The organism is Lacrimispora sp. YZC11 (assembly GCF_057543815.1).
Map to the genome: position 1 here is coordinate 87,363 of NZ_BAAJYQ010000002.1, position 20,188 is coordinate 107,550.

Genomic DNA, 20,188 nt, shown 5'->3' on the forward strand with positions numbered 1-20,188 from the left:
GGTGTATAGGCTCGTGGGAGGGAAATCCCCGACAATACCACATTTATTTAGGAGGTGCCTAATTATGGCAAAGAAAGTAACAGGATATATCAAATTGCAGATTCTAGCAGGAAAGGCTACACCAGCTCCTCCTGTAGGTCCGGCACTTGGACAGCATGGTGTAAACATCGTACAGTTTACAAAGGAATTCAACGCAAGAACAGCTGATCAGGGAGACTTGATCATCCCGGTAGTTATCACTGTTTATGCTGACAGAAGCTTCAGCTTCATAACCAAAACTCCACCGGCTGCTGTATTATTAAAGAAGGCCTGCAAGATCAAATCCGGATCTGCAGTTCCTAATAAGACTAAGGTAGCTACGATTACCAAGGCTGAATTACAGAAGATTGCTGAACTGAAGATGCCAGACTTAAATGCTGCATCCGTTGAAACGGCTATGAGTATGATCGCCGGTACCGCAAGAAGTATGGGTATTACGGTAGTAGAAGCATAATTTTCTTGGCAAATTTTTCTTAATGAAAGCGTACGTGAGCGAAGCTTGATTTTAGAAAAACAGCCGTTCGACGAGCCGTTGGGCGAATCGAACTTCCTTATAATATCGCAGTTAACAAAGTTTTAGAACGTGGGAGGGAAAATCCCCGACAATACCACTAGGAGGTTATATAGAATGAAAAGAGGAAAAAGATACGCAGAGGCAGCTAAAACAGTAGATCGTTCTGTTCTCTACGATGCACCAGCAGCAATCTCTTTAGTTAAGCAGAATGCAAGTGCTAAATTTGATGAAACCATTGAAGCTCATATCAGAACCGGTTGTGATGGACGTCACGCAGACCAGCAGATCCGTGGTGCGGTTGTACTTCCCCACGGTACAGGTAAGACTGTTCGTATTTTAGTTTTCGCTAAAGGTCCAAAGGCTGATGAAGCACAGGCCGCAGGCGCAGATTATGTTGGAGCTGAGGAACTGATTCCGAAGATCCAGAACGAAGGCTGGTTGGAGTTTGATGTAGTTGTTGCTACACCAGATATGATGGGTGTTGTTGGCCGTCTGGGACGTGTCCTGGGACCAAAGGGCTTAATGCCAAACCCAAAAGCTGGTACTGTTACCATGGATGTAACAAAAGCAATCAACGATATCAAAGCTGGTAAGGTTGAGTACAGACTTGATAAGACAAATATTATCCACGTGCCAGTTGGAAAAGCTTCTTTCGCAGAAGATCAGTTAGCGGACAACTTCCAGACGCTTATTGATGCAATCGTCAAAGCAAGACCAAGTACAGTTAAGGGTGCCTACTTAAAGAGTGTTACACTGGCTTCCACTATGGGACCTGGCGTAAAGCTTAACGTAGCAAAGTTAATGAACTAATTTTGTTTTGTGATTGACATTAATTATAAATAATGTTATACTACTCAAGTATTGACTGCCGAAGACAGCAGGTGCCGCAAGGCATAAGGTGTTAACGCCTGCCGAGGAATGTACAAGAATCATTTTATTTAAATGAATTGTAGACCTCTCTGTCCATCCGGCGGAGAGGTTTTTCTTTGCGGTTTATACGAGCGGGCCTTACGGGCAACCGGGAGGCTCAGACTAAACAGGAGGTAAACCATAATGGCAAAAGTTGAATTAAAGCAACCAGTTGTAAGCGAGATCAAGGAATTACTTGATGGCGCTGAGTCAGCGGTAGTTGTAGATTACCGTGGTATCTCAGTTGCTCAGGATACAGAGCTTCGTAAGAAATTAAGAGAGGCTGGTATTTCCTACAAAGTATATAAAAATACTATGATCCGTTTCGCTGCTAAGGGTACAGCATTTGAAGCCCTGGATCCAAATCTGGAAGGACCTACAGCAATCGCTGTATCCAAGACAGATGCAACAGCTCCGGCAAGAATCCTGGCTGAGTTTGCTAAGACTGCTCCGGCTTTGGAAATCAAAGGCGGCGTTGTAGAAGGCAATTATTATGATGCAAAGGGTATGGAGAAGATCTCCGGTATTCCTTCCAGAGATATCCTTCTTGGAAGGTTGCTTGGAAGTATCCAGTCTCCTATCACAAACTTTGCTCGCGTTCTCAAGCAGATTGCAGATGCTCAGGGCGGAGAAGCAGCAGAAGCGTAAAATTCTTAATGAAGGTAAGCACAGCGCACCTGAATTTAGAAGATTAGCCGTTCGATGAGCTATCAGGCGAATCGAACTTCCTTAAAAAACATATTAAATACGGAGGTATATTATAATGGCAAAGTTAACAACAGCTGAATTTATCGAAGCAATCAAAGAATTATCTGTATTAGAATTAAATGAATTAGTAAAGGCATGTGAGGAAGAATTTGGTGTATCTGCAGCAGCAGGCGTAGTAGTTGCAGCAGCAGGTCCAGCAGCAGCAGAAGAAGAGAAGACTGAATTCGACGTTGAATTAACTGAAGTTGGTCCTAACAAGGTTAAGGTTATCAAGGTTGTTCGTGAAGCTACAGGCTTAGGCTTAAAGGAAGCTAAAGACGTAGTTGATGGCGCTCCTAAGGTAATAAAGGCTGGCGCTTCCAAGGAAGAGTCTGAGCAGATCAAGGCTTCCTTAGAGGCTGAAGGCGCAAAAGTAACCTTAAAGTAATTTTATTTTATGGCTATTTTGGACAGGGTTTGTACCTTTTAAAAAAGGGACAGGACCCTGTCTTTTTCTAGTTTAAAATAACAGAATAGTCTTGACAATTTTGTAAATTCAGGTTAGAATGTACGTGTATTATCGAATGGAGTTATGATTTCACATATTTTTGTAAGTCATTATTTTCGGATGATGATTTACAAAAATATGTGATTTTTTGTTTCAGGCGATATATCAAATATTTTTTATTTTATAGGAGGTACACGTTATGAACAACGGTACAGTAAAATGGTTTAATGGTGCTAAGGGATATGGTTTCATCGTAAATGACGCAACAGGCGAGGAAGTTTTCGTACATTTCTCCGGCATCGTTTCTGATGGTTACAAGACTCTGGAAGAAGGCCAGAAAGTAACTTATGAAACAACAGAAGGAAACCGTGGTCTGCAGGCAGTTAACGTTTGCATGGCTTAAGAAAAGCTTCGATATATATGTAAGCTTTAAGGCTGTTCCCATTTAAAATGGGAACAGCCTTTTTTGTCGGCTTGAGGTTTTAGGGTGTGTTTGGCCACGTTGAAAGCAGAGGCGTTTATCCGAGGTTATATCTTGATATCTGCTGATATGATGCTATAAGATTGTGTATAAAAACCTCTTTTGTATCGCGGAGATAACCTGATAATAGGGTCATTTAAGAGAAAAGATAGAAAAAGAAAGAAATGTTTTGGTTTTATTTTTCTGAAGTACTCCATAGATTTATTAATAATGGCAGAAAGCTGGGCTTATGGGATTATGAAAATGAAATGGAAAGCGGCCTGTTTACTGGTTGTCTTTATATTGGATATTATTTTTACAAAAGCCATGCACCAATCATATACAGAGGCGAAGGATACCCTGTTTCTTCCCGTAGGTGCGGACGCTGAGGCAAAGGATGAGGTCAGGAGACAATTTTCCGGTGATAAGCAGATCGCGTTGACTTTTGATGATGGCCCTCATTCTGTTTATACGCCTAAGCTTCTTGATGGACTTCGCAAAAGAGGAGTCCATGCCACCTTTTTTATACTTGGAGAAAATGTGGAGGGGAAAGAGGCCATATTAAAACAGATGAAAGAAGATGGGCATTTAATCGGGAATCATGGATATACTCATGTACAAATGAGCAAGGAGTCAGTGGGCACTGCATGTGAGCAGATTGAACAGAATAACCGGCAGATTGAAGAGATCACCGGTACAAGGCCTGAGTATCTGCGGCCGCCTTATGGTTCCTGGAATGATGAACTAGAGTGTACCACCGACATGACGGTGGTTCTTTGGAATTTGGATCCTCTTGATTGGAAGACAAAGAGTACCAAAAAAGTGGTGCGTTATATTGTAAAGCGTGTGGAACCTGGGGATATTATCCTCCTTCATGATGCGTATCCGACTTCGGTGGAAGCAGCCCTGGAGGTGATTGATACTTTGACAAAGCAGGGATATACCTTTGTAACGGTCGATGAATTGCTGATAGATTGACCGAAATCAGATTCTATGCAAGTTTTGGGAAGGCATATACAGAACTTCAATTAATTTTCTATAATAAAGATAGAAAAAAGAGTAGCGCTCTTTCAAATAATGAGCAAATCATTGATTTTAGGAATGGAAATTAATCGAAAAGATATGGATGCTATTTATGCTAGGCAGTCTATTGACAAAAAAGACAGTCTCTCCATTGAAACACAAGTGAAGGGTGAGCCAAGGCTATACATAGATAGAGGAATATCAGGTAAGAATGTCATTCATAGGCCTGAATTCCAGAATCTGAAAGCTTAATAATAATCAGAAGGTATCCTCTAATGTTGGACCACGTAATAGCTGGTTAACTGGATTGTCAAAATGTGGTGAATGAGGCCGTGTGGTTATCGTTATAAAATACAAACGGAAGTCAGATAGCGAGACAGTTCGCACTTTATGATGCAGTATCAGAGATTTTTTAGATTGTAATTTAGATTTAGAAATGAGTATTGAAAATTTAACAGGCAACTTTTTATCGTCTCGTAAAAAACATGAAAAAGAGAATGATATATGTAGGGTAAAATATCAAAAACTCAATTTTACTATAACGGATTTAGAGAAATAATATCTCATATTAGATGACGGTTCGGATAAGCCTAGCATTGCCGGCAGTTTTTTAGTTCAGTATCATCAGCACCGATGATATGATTGGTGTTGTTAAATCTTACAGAGTATAGTTGCTGTACAGATATGAGGACATGCTGCCTGAATAGAAAAAAGATAGAAGGAAGTAGCTGATAATCAGCTACTTCCTTCTCGATTGTAATATGTGGAAACCATGTTCAAAATGTATAAGGGAAAGGTGAAATTCTGGCTAACCTTTAATGAGATCAATGCTTTTCTGCAAGGGCACAGTCTTTCGTCTGATGATTTTTTCTATGGATTGTATCCTTTAATCAGTGAAAGGCCGTGGATATAGTGCTGCTCAAGAAGCTCGGACGCAAGGTCAAAATTACCGGAGCTGTAGGCATCGACAATTTCTCCGTGCTGCTTGGTGGAACAGGACCGGTCCTCAGCTGTGCGGATAGCAAACTTTATCAGAAGGAAACGGATAAGATTGTATCTCTTGTAGGTTTCTTTCAAAAACTGGTTGCCGCAGAAGTCAAAAAACGACTTATGAAAATGGAAGTCTGCCTCAAAGTAGGCATCGTCATCCGGTGCAATTGCCTGCTTTTTCAGATATTTTTTCAGATGCTTTGTCACTTCCTTGTCTGCACCCCTAGTAGTGGTCATAGTGAGGGCTACACATGAAATAGCCGCAATGAATTCATTGATTTCTGCCGCATATCCATAGTCAAAGCTGATTACCTGGGCACCTGTTTTTGTAACCTCTTTTACGAGGCCGTCCTGATAAAGCTTGTTGATCGTATCTCGCACCGGTGTGGAGGAAACTAAAAAACGCTCCTGCAGTTCTCTGTTTGTAATTTTGCTTCCCAGAGGTATGGTTCCGCTCATGATTTCATTTTTTAGAATGTCGTATAACTGTTCGCTTAGGGTCGTTTTCACAAGAGTATTCTTCATCTTCCTCTCCTTCCTGATTGTCTTAATTGTTTGTATTTTACAGTTTACTATAAATCTATCTTAAAAGCAATAAAAGGGACAATTGTTGCTCTGATATGTCTATATAATTCCCAGAACTTTAGGAATATAAATATATTGAAAATTTTAAAATAAATATTGACATATTTGCATATTAATGTATAATAAACACAACGATGCATGATGCATCACGCATCACACATCAATAGAGCGGGCTGATAGTGAATTACAGAAAATTAAATAAGAGAAGGAGGATGGGGATATGCAACTATTTGAATGGCTAGTGCATTGCATCGTAAAGATTGTAATGGCACTAAATAACCTGTTGTGGGGCGACATGTTCATTCTGGAATTTTCAAATGGTGAAACCAAGTTCGGCATATCATTGCTGGTAATCCTGTTGATTCCCGCAGGACTATATTTCACTATAATAACGAGATTCCTGCCATTCCGGCTTTTTCCTGAAATGATTCGAGCGACTTTGAGGAAAAAAACAGGAGAGGATCAGAATTCAATTTCCGGTCTTCAGGCACTGATTATCGCTACGGCCACCCGCGTAGGTATGGGGAACCTTGCAGGTGTGGTAGCGGCTATTTCATTTGGTGGAGCAGGTGCAGTATTCTGGATGTGGGTGACTGCTATTATAGGTTCGTCTACCTCATTCATTGAATCAACACTGGCGCAGATTTACAAAGAAAAGGATCCACTCTATGGAGGGTACAGAGGTGGACCTGCCTACTTCATGGACAGAATCCGGTTTATTACAAAGGTGAAGCGTGAAGATATCTTTGTACAGGATGTACAGAAGGAAGCAGAATATGTGGCAATGGACGGCAACACGTATTACATAAAGGGTTGCAAGTGCACATTCCTTGGAATTGCATTTGCGCTTTCAGGTTTGCTTTGCTGGGCAGGTATTAGCCAGGTAATCGGAAACTCAGTTTCAACTGCGTTTAAAAACGCATTTGGCATTCCACAGATAACTACTACTGTGGTTCTGGTTGCAGTTTCCGCATGTATCGTGCTCCGCAAGAATGCTTCGGTGAAGGTGCTCGACATGGTTGTGCCAATTATGGCATGTGCCTATATCGCAATTACGTTTTTCATCATTGCCAAGAACATTACTCAGCTTCCGGCTGTGTTTGGCAGCATCTTTTCTCATGCATTTGGACTTAAGCCTCTGGTAGGCGGTGGGTTGGGAGCCGTTGTTATGAATGGAGTAAAGCGCGGACTTTTTTCGAATGAAGCCGGAAGCGGCTCCGCTCCCTGTGCAGCAGCGGCTGCCGAGGTGGATCACCCGGTAACACAGGGATTGATTCAGTCTCTGGGCGTTTTCATCGATACCCTGGCAATCTGCAGCTGTACTGCATTCCTGATGCTTTTGGCACCAGCTGAGGTTATCGAAGGATTAGAGGGAATGGATCTTTTACAGGGAGCTATGAACTATCACTTGGGTAGATTCGGAGTTATTTTTATCGCAGTTATCCTGTTCCTGTTCAGCTTTTCTACATTTATTGGCATTCTATACTATGCGCGCAGCAATGTAGCTTATATCTTTAAGGATACATGGGCTGCTCAGACAGGATACAAGATTTTTGCACTGGTGATGCTATTTATCGGCGGAATCGCTGCATACAGCTTTGTGTGGGATTTAGGAGATCTCGGAGTAGGGCTGATGACCATTTTCAATATGCTGGCAATCATTCCGTTGTCAGGCCAGGCCATTGCATCGCTTAAAGATTATGAAAAGAATTTTTCAATTAAAAAGAAAAATAAAATTATTTTAAAGGAGGAATAATAATGGATATGATGAAATTTGCACCAGAGCCTTTTAAAATTAAGATGGTGGAGCCTATGGGCAACCTTAACAAAGAAGAGCGAAAAGAAGCTATCAAGACAGCAGGATACAATACTTTCCTGCTAAAATCAGAGGAATGTTTTATTGACCTTCTGACAGATTCAGGAACAAATGCAATGAGCGACAGACAATGGGCAGGACTGATGTTGGGTGATGAAGCCTACGGCGGCTCCAGGAACTTTTACCATCTAGAAGAGACTGTGCAAGAATTGTTTGGATTCAAATATGTAGTTCCTACTCATCAGGGACGCGGCGCAGAGAACATCCTGTCTTCTCTTACCATTAAGCCAGGAGACTATGTGCCAGGAAATATGTACTTCACCACAACCCGCTTCCATCAGGAACACAATGGAGCTACCTTCCGCGACGTGGTTATTGACGAAGCCCATGATCCAAATGCAATCCTGGACTTCAAGGGCAATGTAGACTTAAATAAGTTCCAGGCTCTCATTGATGAAGTCGGCGCAGACAGGATCCCATATATCTGCCTTGCAGTTACTGTAAACTTAGCAGGCGGGCAGCCCGTTTCCATGGCTAACATAAAGGCTGTATCCGAGATGGCCCATAAATATGGCATTAAGGTAATGTTTGATGCCACCAGATGCGTGGAGAACGCATATTTCATCAAGACAAGAGAAAAAGGCTATGAGGATAAGACCATCAAGGAGATTGTTCACGAATTGTTCTCCTACGGCGATGGCTGCACCATGTCCGGAAAGAAGGACTGTCTGACCAATATCGGCGGATTCCTATGCATGAATGACAAAGATTTATATATCCGTGCAACTGGAATGGTCGTACAGTATGAAGGTATGCCTACCTACGGTGGAATGGCAGGAAGAGATATGGAAGCGATGGCAATTGGTCTTAGAGAGTCAATGGAATTCAACTACATCAGTCACCGCGTAAATCAGATCCGTTACCTTGGAGAGAAGCTGGACGCAGCAGGAGTTCCTATGGTTAAGCCGAGCGGCGGTCATGCAATCTTCGTAGATGCCCGTGCATTCTTAGATCATTTGGATCAGAAAACGGACTTCCCGGCACAGGCTCTGGCAGCAGCTGTTTATGAGTACTCCGGCGTTAGAACCATGGAACGGGGCATTATCTCCGCAGGAAGAGACAATAAGACAGGAGAGAACCATGTGCCGAAGCTGGAAACAATCCGCCTGACCATTCCGAGAAGGGTTTATACATATGCACATCTGGACTATGTTGCTGATGCAATCATCCAGTTGTATCAGGTGAGACATGACATCAGCGGTCTTACATGGGTATATGAGCCAGAAGTTCTGCGCTTCTTCACCGGGCGCTTTGAACCAAAGAATGGAGAACTTATTAAGGGATTCTGAAACTTAGAATTGAAAAGATAGCCCATAAGTAGATTTTTGTGCAGAATGGGATTGATAAGGCTTGCTCCGGAGTTTCATAATGAGACTCCGGAGCAAGCTCTTCTTTTATATGGGGATATTATCCTCCTTCATGATGCGTACCCGACTTCGGTGGAAGCAGCCCTGGAGGTGATTGATACTTTGACAAAGCAGGGATATACCTTTGTTACGGCCGATGAGTTGCTGATTGATTGACAGGATTCAGATGCTATGTCAGTGAGCTTGGGAAATATTGAGGAGTGTGTGATGATTCCTAAAGAAGAGATAACCGGGGCTTTGAATATTGAGAGTTCTGGCTAGTCGGTAATTTTTCTTTCAGAGGATGTCAGGTATTTATTTAATAAAGAATTTGGATAGGAAACTGTAAAATGGTCGTGATGGGAGGAGTTTAAAAGTTTTCTATAGTTATGGATCATTGGGGATAACTGTGTTATTTTATGGAAGGAGTACATATTGTTTTAGAATATAGCTTGTATATATTCTTCATGAGCATGTTGATTTTCAGCTCAGTTTGTTGTATACTGCTAATGTAAGTCGTGAGCCGCTTGCTTGGTATTTCATCGCTGGGTGATAAATAAGCAGTTAGGGTGTTTCCTTTTACCGTTAGATGTGATAAATGTACGGTTAGAAGGTTCCTTGCATTGCAGGGAGTTTTTTCTTTAGATGGGGTGTCCAATTGCTAAAAGCGGATTTGCAAAGTAGAAAAGGCCTGGTTGATTTTTATTTTTATTCTTGAATTATGTAAGCATGCAGTTGAATTTTTTAAAAACAGTATTACAGTGATCTTTTATTTTTCAAGTCAGTATCGACAAATATTCCCGTTTTCTTTGAACAAAATCCTATCAAATCCACACTATATCATTGCCTGATAAAGCAGGAGATTCTTTTCCCATATCTAAGTCTATTTCGTAATTTTCCATTTTTAATAATTGTATTTAGCAAGTTTTATTTATTCCGGTTTATTGTTGCAGAGGTGATAATAGGCTTATTCCGTGTATTTCATTGTTTCTTCTATATGGAGAGTAATATGTTAGTGCTCTTTAATGCAGCACTTTATTACTGTCGCATAAAACTAATGTTTTTATTATCATTATATTTACACGTAGTAATCGTTAAATAGCTTGCTGTTTAGTGGCTGCAAAATTTTTAAAAATCAATTTTTCTACTTTTATTTTATGTAAAATATCCGTCTGAAAGGAGTGGTGTATTTTTTTCTTTTGAGAATTTTCAATAAGTCTCATGGAACGTATTGATTGCGGAAAATTATGACTTCTAAGCTTACATAACTTTCTTAATTGCATTTCTGAACTATTACTCATACTTACATTCTGTTTTCGTTTTATTCCTTTATAAGTGTATTTTGTGGTTTGCGGCTGACTAGTTTGCATGGTTATATTAAGTGAAAAGAGTCTTATCTTTAAATACTGCTATAAGAAAATACTCTTTTTCTATGAAATTAATTTACGGATAAGCAATAGGATTAAGTTTATCGATTAATTGATTAGGTATTTTGGGTATTTACGTAAAAGATAATTATGTGGATCTAAAGAACATCGTAGTTTTTCTCTATAAAAAGGTGTGAACTTTAGCGTATCAAGCTTATCTTCCAGTCCGGCAATTCAAATTCTTTTTCTTTAGATTTTTATTTACTTCTCCATTTACTTTCCATAATTTTATTAATAAATCCAGACTAAAAATATTATATAACTTTTTTCCTAAAAATTCTTTTTCCAGGAATATCTAAAGTATTAAACCCTACAGAAGCCATATATTCATTCCTTTGCAAGCAGACCGAAAGCATTGCCGAATATCTTTCTGCTCTATTTAATATGGAAAAGTCGCAGTGGTTGAAAGATGTTAAATGAGTAACTAAGAGATTTGCCAAAGAAAAGGTAAGATGGGCAGGAGAAAAAAACAAATAGTAAGGAGTGATGATAGATTTCAATGAATAGAAAAAAATATTTTGCTTTATTAAGTGCAGTTCTAATGGTAACGAGTGTTCCAATTCCAAGCTACGGCGCATGGATGCAAAAGGAAAACCATTGGATATATGAGGAAAATCAAATTTATGAAAAGAGTTCCTGGAAGCTGATAGGTGGGGCCTGGTATTACTTTGATGATACTGGCTATATGGCTACTGGTTGGAGGTTGATTGACGGCAAATGGTATTTTTTAAATCCTGTCTCTGACGGGACAAAGGGAAAGATGCTCATCGGCTGGCAATGGATAGATGGACGCTGCTATTACCTGGCTGAGCGATCTGTAAATAATCATTCCGAAGGGGCTATGTACTTAAGTGAAAAGTCGCCTGATGGATACTTAGTAGATTCCTCTGGGGCCTGGACTGATGAAAACGGCACGGTGCAGTATGTACCTGGAAAAGGGATACAGACAGTCATTGTTAAAAAGGCAGCATCGTCAAGTAAATTTTCTGGAGGAGGTTCCGGCGGTTCTGGATCAGGCAGCAGGGGTAGCAACGCAGAACCAGATAAGGGTACTATGACTGACCGTGATTCAAAGGATCCGGCACCAGGAGAAGGAGAAGCAGAAAATGAGCCAGAGATTACGGAACTTGAAGAACCCTCGGAGGGAATTAGAGAACCGGAGGTGGAAGGAAAACAGTGCAGTTACACAGTGAGGTATATAGATGTTAAAGATAAAACCATATTACAGGCTATAGCTGGTGTGGGGGTGGAAGGGAGAACAATTGCTATTATACAGCCTGTTATTGATGGATATGAGCTGTGCGAAGGGCAGAAGGAAAGCTTTAAGCTGAGCAGTGATCATATGGTCCTTAGCATTTATTACGAGAGAAAAAGCGTGACATCTCCATCGGAAGCCCGGAAAGTAGATTGGAATCTTTATTTTGTTGAAAGGGAAAATCATGGCAACGAGATATTGAAAACCCAGCAAGGACGGACAGAAGAAGGAAAGTCACTTATCATTGATTTTCCGGAAACCATTTTAGGTGCGGACCGATATTATTATCATTCCCTTGTTTCAAGTCCATGGAGCGTCATTGTAAGCGGCAATGGAACTCAGAAATACTTCATTGAATTTGAGAGAGGGGATCGACTTCCAGAAGAGGCTGATCCAGACCAGGAGGCCAAAGACAGGCTAAAGAGATGGCTGGAGATTGCAAAGGATGCGGATATTAGGCTTAGCGGCCGAGAGCCATCAGACCAGCAAATCATTACTACGAGTATAGAGGAAAGCAATGACAGGCTTCTTAATTTGGTGTCAATGACAGATGGTACAGAACGGAAGGAGGTCTATCTCATTGCAAAGAAGCATGTACCAAATACCGTGATCATAAGCCGGACATTCCGGAACGTTAAAAATCTGTCTGACCTGATTATGGACGAGTTCACTATAGCTTATGAGAAATACACGATTATGAGAGTGGGATTTGAAAGATCCTATGACGAAAACAGTTGCAATCATGATTATCAGGTTACAGATAAAGTCAATACCACATGTATGTCAAACGGCCATGAAATGGTCCTGTGCCGGAAATGCGGTAAGGAAGAAATCGTGATACTACCTGCGGCCGGACATGTGGATGCAGATCATGACGGAATTTGTGATATCTGTTATAAATCGGCCAGTGAAATGCCGGAACCCGTGCATTACCGAATCGGCGATGTACAGGCCCGTATCTTTGAAAGCATGATTTATCTGTTCCGCTGTATCGATGAGGACTATGAGGATGCTATGGGTAACAGTCAGCGGACGGCTCTGTTTCTTTGTGACAGCGTGATCCGGTCGGACGTGGATGGTGCGGCAAAGAAACTGAGTTTTGGGTTTAATAATAATTATAAAGACTCTTATATTAGGGAATGGCTTCAGGATCATGCTTCTGATGTTTTTGCTCATGAAACCTATATTGGGATTACCAGGTCATACATAGGGACTACATGGAAGGGAAGCTATGAGCAGTTAGATGACAATAGCCTTATGGCTAGGAAGGAGGTGTTTCAATTTTTGCAGGATAAGGTATTTATTTTGTCAGTGGATGAGGCGCTTAAGTACCGGGATGTTCTCTGGAAGTTTTATGGAAGCGATACAAACAATCCGGAATCCCAGATTTCTGCTTATTCAAAAGGATATTATCTGCGCACTCCGCAGGATGTTGGATTGGAAGACTTTCTTTATGGGGAGGGAATCTATGCGGTCAGCCTGGTCGATGGGAATATTCAGCCAGTAAACGTAAAAGAGACGGGTTTTGGCATCAGGCCAGCCATGGCAGTTCTGCAGGGATAGGAGGGATTTATTGGTATCGTTATTATTTTATTTTAAATTGCCATATTGGCATTATCCGGTTTCTTCTTTGGCCATGTTCTTGTGGTAAATCCCATGCGGAAGGAGTTGGTGGATAAAGGGTAGATTACTGGCTGAGAAGATACCAGAAGACAAATTGTACGGGATAAAGCAGGAGAAAGGAATATGAGGTTAAAAGTTAAAGGAATCATTAGTTTGCGCCTTGCAGCCGCAATTATAATAACATCTGCGGGGCTGGGCCACCAGCGGCGGGAGCTGTATAGGCTTAACAAGGAATCAGAAGACAAGTTTAAGGCTGTATGAATCGGCTAGATTAGGAGGAAGAATGGGAAAAAGACTGATAAGAGGGTTGGCATACGCTGTGTGTGCCGCCCTGGTAATAACTGCAGTATCGCCCTGGGCGGTATATGCGGAGAACGGGGATACTGCAGTAAAAACAGTTCAGACAGCCACCCCTTCGGAGGTGGATCGGGATACAGGAGCTAATGAGAAGGTGGAGGAAGAGAAAGAAGCCAGCAAAGAACCGGAATCCGGCTTAAGAATTAATGAAATGGTGGATGAGGAATTAAGAGAAGCCACCTCTTCAGAAGCAGAGGAGATACCGAAAGAGTCTCCAGCAACAGCCTTCCCTGCTGCTAAAATGGCGGTAAAGGCCATAGCTTCCAGCTCCCTGGGTGATATCTGGGATTTCTGGGCGGGAAAGACCAGCTTTGAGTTCTTAAGCGGAAGCCAGGGAGAGGGAACGAGAGAAAAGCCCTATCTCATAAAAAACAGGGAACAGCTCATGGGCCTTTCAGAATTAGCTGCTATGGGAATGGTGGTCCCGGAAGCCGAAGGAGTAAAGTATGCCGGTGACTATTCCGGATGCTATTTTGCACTTGGAGGAAATATTGACTTACAGGGGGTAGACTGGATCCCCATCGGCTTTTATCGGGATTCCTCAGAAAATTCCGGTGCGGTCCCTTACCCCTTTAGTGGCCAGTTTGATGGAAACGGCTATACCATAAAGAACTTAAAGCTTACCTCCTTTGCTGCATATAACAACGTGGGGCTCTTCGGGGCAATCATTGACGCAGGAATCCATGACGTGATCATCATACCGGATGGCAGCCAGATCAGGGGAAAAGACCGGACCGGAGTTGTGGCAGGATATGCAGAAAATTCCCAGATCCGGAATGTAACTGTAAAAAACGCCTATATCCGTTCCACTGGCATTTCCGGGGGAATTGCAGGAGAGGTCAGTGGTACCGTTATTGAAAATGCAACCTGTGAAAAGGTGATGATTGATGCCACCGGCGGAACGGATGTGATTTATGTCGGAGGAATTGCCGGGATCGCATCGGATTCCTATATCGTAGACTCAGATGTTTCTACCGGGGACGGTACCACGGCCAGAATTCAGGGAATCGGCTACATCGGCGGGATCGTTGGATACCAGAACGCAGCTAATATTTACAACACCCATGTCAGCGGAACCATCGGCGGATATCATTCAACAGCCATCGGAGGGATCACCGGAAGATATGCAGCCGGGAAGATAAAAGTGGCACGGTTTGAAGGGAGCATCGGAAACTCTCAGCTTGGGTCCTTGGCAAGAGAGGGGACTTTCATTGGAACCAGAAAGGGAGCCGCAACAAACTTTAATTACATAGAGGATGTGGCCTATCTGTTTGCGGATTCCGAGAGTAAGATCAGCGCCAATGTATGCGGATCAGAGATCAACGATGATAATGACTATACCTATGCTGCTCATGTAGGGTACTGGCATACCGGGGACCTTTATTATACTCTGGTGCAAGGCGGGGCTAAAAAGACCATATCAGACCGGTATTTTTACGAAGAATTAGAAAACGGCATCCTGACCGTCATGGATGAGGAAAGCGGAGATTACATTCTGGATCATTTTGCCCCTAATTCCCTGGGCCGTCCCGTGAGAGGGTATCTGCTGAACATAAATCAGATCGACACGGTGGCTAATGGTCAGAACTTTTACGATATCGCTGCCTTGGAAGTAAGGGGAAACTCCCAGTATTCCAAGCCACTTGATAAGGAACACCGGGGGGCCATTGCAGCTGGGACAACGGTAAACGTAACAACGGCTCCCAAGAATACGGATACAGAAAAGTTCCAGATGGAAGGAACTCCAACCTACACCAACGGTAAAGGGATAAAGAAGAATACTACCTATTCAGACGGCAGCCATGCCTATACCTTTTCCATGCCGCAGGAAGATATATCCGTATCAGCGGTCTATAAAAAAGTGGCCGTGTCAATCAAGGTAGATCCGGAAAACTATACCTTTGCGGTAACACAGACGAGGACTGGAAACCGGAAGAATCCGGTAAAGACCACGGAGATCCGGAACAAGGAAGGAAAACTCATTGTCCGTTATATCAACGGAATCTTAGAGCAGGGAACCGAAGTTCAGCCGGTGAACATCAAAGCCATTATTGATGCTAATAATGATGTGGAAGATGGCCGGGTTAAATGGAGCATTGATGATTCCCAGCTTATAAATCTGGCGAAAAACGATGATGAGGGAACCGATGGCTATACCGTCAAATCGGCCAGCTTTTCCGTGAATCTCTCTTCTTCCTTCTTCACAAGTATCATAGAAGAGGCAGAGAGAATCCAGGCAGATAAAAATTATCAGTATAAGATCCCTAATACGATTTATGGAGCCGGTCACCAGAACGGCGGCATAGCGGTCTTAACAGCGCAAACCAGGCCCTCCGCTTCCTTTGAAGGAAAGCCCTGTACGGCAAATAGCCGGATCAATGTTACATTCCAGATCCTGGATAATACCTTAGTGGCAACGGAAGGGGCGTCACTTGATAAGCAGGCCCTTACTTATACGGTAACAAGGACCTTAACCGGGGACCGGATTAACCCGCAGGAAACGGTGACGGTAACGGCTCCTCAATCATTAACGGCAACCTTTACACCGGACTTTTTCTCCAGGTATGAAGTAACCTGGACAAGTTCGGACCCGGCGGTGATTTTAGTATCCCAGGACAACCAAGAATACCGGGAAGCATCAGTTTCAGCTTTGAAGGATTCTGCTTGGATCAGGAATGTCATGGCAACGGATAACGGTATCCGGGAGACTGATAAGTACGCAAAGATATCCGGGACCGGAAGCCGGGACGTAAATGTTACGGTATATGGAAAGGATAAGCTGGGAAATCAAGCTACAGCCACATGCCAGGTAACAGTAAAGTTTGTTACCAACGACCAAACACGGATCATTCCGGAAGGGATCACCCTGGATAAGACGGTACTTTCTTATAATCTCGGTTTTCAGAAGGCTGGGGATATCCACTCTGAAACAGTTAAAAAGAAAGGCTTTGAGACAAGAAAGGTGACCGCAAATGTTGTTCCGGAAGTGGAGAATGCCGCAGAGCATAAGCCTTATGACCGCAGCGTTAACTGGATCTCCTCTGATCCGGAAGCGGTTACGGTTGATCAGGAAGGAAATGTGACTCCGGTTGACGCAGCACCCTGGATCAAAGAAGCACTTTCAAAAGCACCGTACCGGGCAGAAAAGAGCGTGGAGATCTCCGCCGTAACAAAAGACGGCCAGAAGGTTGCTTCCTGTAAGATCACACTAACCTTCCAAGCGGAATGCATCGAGGCAGACCGGGAGAGCGAGAAATTCGATCTGGTGCTTACAAAGACAGGAAAATCAAACAATCCCGTTATTTCATGGCAAGGACTTGAAAGTAAGAAGTTCAATGCTTCCATATATTCAGGAAACCAAGAGAAAAAGAATGTTCTATGGCGCTCCTCTGATACCAAAATTCTTACGGTGAATCAGGAAGGAAACGTGGCTCCTGTAGTTTTCAATGAGAAACAAGAGATTATGGCCAGCTGGATCAAGGATGCTATGGGAAGATCCCCATACACTGGAACCATAACGGCTACGGTTTATGCAGCCATCAGTGACGGAAAGGTGTTCGATCCGGTCACTGTAACCCTTAATTTCAAAGTAGTGGATAACACCACTTCTGGTAGTTCCTCCGGAGGCGGAGGAGGTAAAGGTTCTTCGGGCGGTGGAGGAGGTTCCCGTTCCGTGGGAGTAACGACCACAGGAAATACCCAAGGTCCGGCAGCTCCGGCAGGAGCCGTAACTGGAACCTGGACACAGATGGCAAATGGGAATTGGATCTTTGCGTCAAATCGGACATATACAGATGAATGGGCATATATCAGTAATCCCTATGCAACCGGAAAGCAGGAAAAAGCCTCATGGTTTCGATTTGACAAGGAGGGATTTATGGTAACAGGCTGGCAGTCAGATCCGGACGGAAATACCTTTTACTTAAAAACTGCGATGGACGGAACCCAAGGCCAGATGCTTACAGGGTGGCAGTACATACCTGATGAAGCGGGGCAGGCAGCATGGTATTTCTTTAACCCGGCTTCCGATGGAACAAGAGGAAAGCTTTTGATCAATACTATTACACCAGATGGTTATTCAGTAAATGAGAAAGGCCAGTGGGTACAGTAAAACATTATGAAAACACACCTCCTCTGCTAAAAAGGCAGAGGAGGAGAGGAGGAAGATATGAATCATGTATTTATCATGGGAAGATTAACCCGTGATCCAGAAGTAAAGTATTCTGAGGTAGAAAAGCCTATGGCGGTTGCAAAGTATACTCTTGCAGTTGATCGCAGAGGCCGTAGGAATCAGGACAGTAACGAGCAGACAGCTGATTTTATCAATTGCGTTGCATTTGACAGAACCGGAGAGTTTGCAGAAAAGTATTTTCGTCAGGGTATGAGAGTTCTGGTATCCGGAAGAATTCAGACCGGAAGCTATACAAACAAAGATGGAGTTAGAGTTTATACCTTTAATATTGTTGTGAATGATCAAGAATTTGCTGACAGCAAAAATACTTCTTCTGATAATTCCAGACCAGATCCTTCTAGTTCGACAGGTGACGGTTTTGTGAATATCCCTGAAGGGGTAGAGGATCAGGTCCATTTAATAGCTAAATCAGCTACATAGTGCATACTTCGTAGCAAACAGTACATTGAAAACCGCATATGTTTAACCGATAGAATAAAAGTCTTAAAGTAATGAGAGGAATGTTTTATGAAAAACAAATTATTTTTCCATATTTTGATAGATATATGTATAGCCTTTAGCTTATTATTTCTTGATGGATTAAGAAGAAAGAGAAAAGAAGTCAAGAAATTATGCAAAAAGCTTGATGATACACAGTCCAGTATCCAAGCCATAGAATTTAGTGTTGAACTCTTGGGAGAGAGATATAATGATTTAAGTAATTCCGTAAAATCACTTAGACCCAATGTGTCCTGACAAATTACCAGATGTATCACATGGCTATGGAACAAGAATTTAGTCTGTTGCATTAGATTTAATGGTGTGGCATAATACATGTATGGAGTATAGAAGTAATAATAATGTAGTCTACTCATGCAAATACCATGTGGTCTGGTGTCCTAAATATCGGCGGAAGGTACTTGTGGGTGCAATCTCTGAACGGTTAAAGGAGCTGATAGAGCAAAATGTTCAGAAATTAAAGTTGATATAATGGAAATGGAAATTATGTCTGACCATGTGCATTTACAGATGGAAGTAGACCCTCAATTCGGAATTAATAAAGCGGTTCGTAGCATTAAAGGATATACATCGTCTGCTTTACGCAAAGAATTTAAAGAACTAACAACCCGGCTCCCTTCTCTTTGGACTAACAGTTATTTTGTGTCCACTGTTGGTAACGCTCCGCTAAATGTTATTGAACAGTATATAGAAAGCCCAAAAACGTCTGAAAGGATGCCAAGGCTTTGAGGACAATCGAAAAATCCAAGTTTAAAGATAGCTGAAAGAAAGGCGGGTGATATTTTGGCTGAAGAATACCAAGTTTATAGTGAGACAACAAACAAAGTAGCAAAAAGGAGCTATTGGGATGCCGCAAAAGGACTCCAACAAGTTGATGGCCTTAAGCCTACAAAGTATCTGTCTGAACTGGCAGAAGCGAATATTGAAGGTGAATTAACATATCAGCAAATTGAAAATTTGCTATATAAACGGTATGAAAGTGAAACCGCAGAGGACATCCAGAATCGTAACAAAGAGGCTGATCTTGTAGCTGCCAGAATTGCACGTATTCTTGACAGCCCAGGTTATCCATTAAAAATTGCTTCACTTAAGGCAATTCATAGGGAACTTTTTAAAGATATCTATGATCATGCCGGTCAATTTAGAAGAGTTAATATTTATAAGCCAGAGCCGGTCTTAAATGGGGATACCGTAAAGTATACCAATTATACCGCTTTGGATGATACGCTGGAGTACGATTTTGATACTGAAAAAAGCAAAAGTTATACCGGACTTACTGTGGAGAAGATGATAAAAAGAATTGCCTCATTTACTTCCTCCATCTGGCAGGCACATCCATTTATGGAGGGAAATACCAGAACAACAGCAGTATTTATGGACTGCTACCTAAATAATATGGGCTTCCAGGTAGACAACACTATATTTAAAGATTACAGTCAATATTTCCGAAATGCACTTGTGAGAGCAAACTTTGCTGACTACAAGAATGGAATTACAGAAACCTACCAATACCTTGAAAATTTCTATAAAAATCTGCTTTCGGGCGAAGGGCTTCAATTAAGAAATCGTGACCTTGTCCTGAAAGAACGTTTTATACCTGGCAGAGACAGAGGAATGGAGTTATAAGTAAAAATTGTAAAAACTACCATGAAATGGTATAATTATTGTGGTAGTCAATCTGCTGGGTGGTTTCCATCTCCGAAAGGGGGTGGTGATTGTGAACACTTATGAGGAATTTATGGTGATCATAAATGTTGCAGCGTTAATCGTTGCAATACTTACATACGTGAAACGCAATGACAAAGGTACAAAAAAATAACCACCCTGCCGTCCAAAGCCTTGGGTGATTATTTTTAAAATAATTAATCAATAATTGGAAGCCACTCTGTGGAGTTGGCT

Annotated in this window: 15 protein-coding genes, 2 pseudogenes and 1 other annotated feature; of the genes and pseudogenes, 16 read left to right on the top strand and 1 reads right to left on the bottom strand. The window is 42.1% G+C overall.

Annotation, left to right across the window (positions count from 1 at the left end; translation table 11 throughout):
* Nucleotides 1-64 precede the first annotated feature (64 nt).
* From rplK to AC27IJ_RS00430, 6 genes are all read left to right on the top strand, one after another.
* Nucleotides 65-493: a 50S ribosomal protein L11 gene (rplK, locus tag AC27IJ_RS00405; protein ID WP_487147243.1), complete on the top strand. Its 429-nt coding sequence runs from the start codon at nucleotides 65-67 to the stop codon at nucleotides 491-493.
* Nucleotides 494-667: 174 nt separating this feature from the next.
* Entirely contained in the window at nucleotides 668-1,363 is a 696-nt protein-coding gene (rplA, locus tag AC27IJ_RS00410; RefSeq protein ID WP_312444992.1) for a 50S ribosomal protein L1, read from the top strand.
* Between the two features lie 40 nt (nucleotides 1,364-1,403).
* Nucleotides 1,404-1,547: a sequence feature (ribosomal protein L10 leader region), on the top strand.
* 59 nt (nucleotides 1,548-1,606) lie between these two features.
* Nucleotides 1,607-2,110 (top strand): 50S ribosomal protein L10, encoded by a 504-nt coding sequence (gene rplJ / locus AC27IJ_RS00415; RefSeq protein WP_312444990.1) that lies wholly within the window; start codon nucleotides 1,607-1,609, stop codon nucleotides 2,108-2,110.
* A 115-nt stretch (nucleotides 2,111-2,225) separates the two neighbouring features.
* Complete coding sequence (rplL, locus tag AC27IJ_RS00420) at nucleotides 2,226-2,597, top strand: 50S ribosomal protein L7/L12 (RefSeq protein WP_312444988.1); 372 nt, start codon at nucleotides 2,226-2,228, stop codon at nucleotides 2,595-2,597.
* A 259-nt stretch (nucleotides 2,598-2,856) separates the two neighbouring features.
* Nucleotides 2,857-3,060: a cold-shock protein gene (locus tag AC27IJ_RS00425; protein WP_158377501.1), complete on the top strand. Its 204-nt coding sequence runs from the start codon at nucleotides 2,857-2,859 to the stop codon at nucleotides 3,058-3,060.
* A 315-nt stretch (nucleotides 3,061-3,375) separates the two neighbouring features.
* Complete coding sequence (locus tag AC27IJ_RS00430; RefSeq protein ID WP_487147244.1) at nucleotides 3,376-4,095, top strand: polysaccharide deacetylase family protein; 720 nt, start codon at nucleotides 3,376-3,378, stop codon at nucleotides 4,093-4,095.
* A 915-nt stretch (nucleotides 4,096-5,010) separates the two neighbouring features.
* On the opposite strand, the gene AC27IJ_RS00435 is transcribed toward AC27IJ_RS00430, so the two are convergent.
* On the bottom strand, nucleotides 5,011-5,655 hold the full coding sequence (locus AC27IJ_RS00435; RefSeq protein WP_312444985.1) for a GntR family transcriptional regulator: 645 nt from the start codon (nucleotides 5,653-5,655) through the stop codon (nucleotides 5,011-5,013).
* 280 nt (nucleotides 5,656-5,935) lie between these two features.
* Between AC27IJ_RS00435 and AC27IJ_RS00440 the strand changes: the two genes are divergently transcribed.
* The 10 genes and pseudogenes from AC27IJ_RS00440 (at nucleotide 5,936) to AC27IJ_RS00485 (ending at nucleotide 19,915) form a co-directional block, all read left to right on the top strand.
* Nucleotides 5,936-7,471 (top strand): alanine/glycine:cation symporter family protein, encoded by a 1,536-nt coding sequence (locus tag AC27IJ_RS00440; protein WP_312444983.1) that lies wholly within the window; start codon nucleotides 5,936-5,938, stop codon nucleotides 7,469-7,471.
* A gap of 2 nt (nucleotides 7,472-7,473) precedes the next feature.
* On the top strand, nucleotides 7,474-8,880 hold the full coding sequence (locus tag AC27IJ_RS00445) for a tyrosine phenol-lyase (RefSeq protein ID WP_312444981.1): 1,407 nt from the start codon (nucleotides 7,474-7,476) through the stop codon (nucleotides 8,878-8,880).
* Between the two features lie 111 nt (nucleotides 8,881-8,991).
* Nucleotides 8,992-9,114, top strand: a pseudogene (locus AC27IJ_RS00450) (polysaccharide deacetylase family protein); the annotation flags it as partial.
* 1,749 nt (nucleotides 9,115-10,863) lie between these two features.
* Complete coding sequence (locus AC27IJ_RS00455) at nucleotides 10,864-13,182, top strand: DUF6273 domain-containing protein (protein ID WP_487147245.1); 2,319 nt, start codon at nucleotides 10,864-10,866, stop codon at nucleotides 13,180-13,182.
* A gap of 183 nt (nucleotides 13,183-13,365) precedes the next feature.
* On the top strand, nucleotides 13,366-13,503 hold the full coding sequence (locus AC27IJ_RS00460; protein WP_312444977.1) for a hypothetical protein: 138 nt from the start codon (nucleotides 13,366-13,368) through the stop codon (nucleotides 13,501-13,503).
* Nucleotides 13,504-13,525: 22 nt separating this feature from the next.
* The gene (locus tag AC27IJ_RS00465) at nucleotides 13,526-17,710 is read left to right on the top strand and encodes an Ig-like domain-containing protein (RefSeq protein ID WP_487147246.1); all 4,185 of its coding nucleotides are present in this window, start codon (nucleotides 13,526-13,528) and stop codon (nucleotides 17,708-17,710) included.
* A gap of 57 nt (nucleotides 17,711-17,767) precedes the next feature.
* Complete coding sequence (locus AC27IJ_RS00470; RefSeq protein WP_487147247.1) at nucleotides 17,768-18,211, top strand: single-stranded DNA-binding protein; 444 nt, start codon at nucleotides 17,768-17,770, stop codon at nucleotides 18,209-18,211.
* Between the two features lie 87 nt (nucleotides 18,212-18,298).
* Complete coding sequence (locus AC27IJ_RS00475; RefSeq protein ID WP_312444974.1) at nucleotides 18,299-18,526, top strand: hypothetical protein; 228 nt, start codon at nucleotides 18,299-18,301, stop codon at nucleotides 18,524-18,526.
* Between the two features lie 82 nt (nucleotides 18,527-18,608).
* Nucleotides 18,609-19,018: pseudogene (gene tnpA / locus AC27IJ_RS00480) on the top strand (IS200/IS605 family transposase).
* 54 nt (nucleotides 19,019-19,072) lie between these two features.
* On the top strand, nucleotides 19,073-19,915 hold the full coding sequence (locus tag AC27IJ_RS00485; protein ID WP_313256961.1) for a Fic family protein: 843 nt from the start codon (nucleotides 19,073-19,075) through the stop codon (nucleotides 19,913-19,915).
* Nucleotides 19,916-20,188 lie beyond the last annotated feature (273 nt).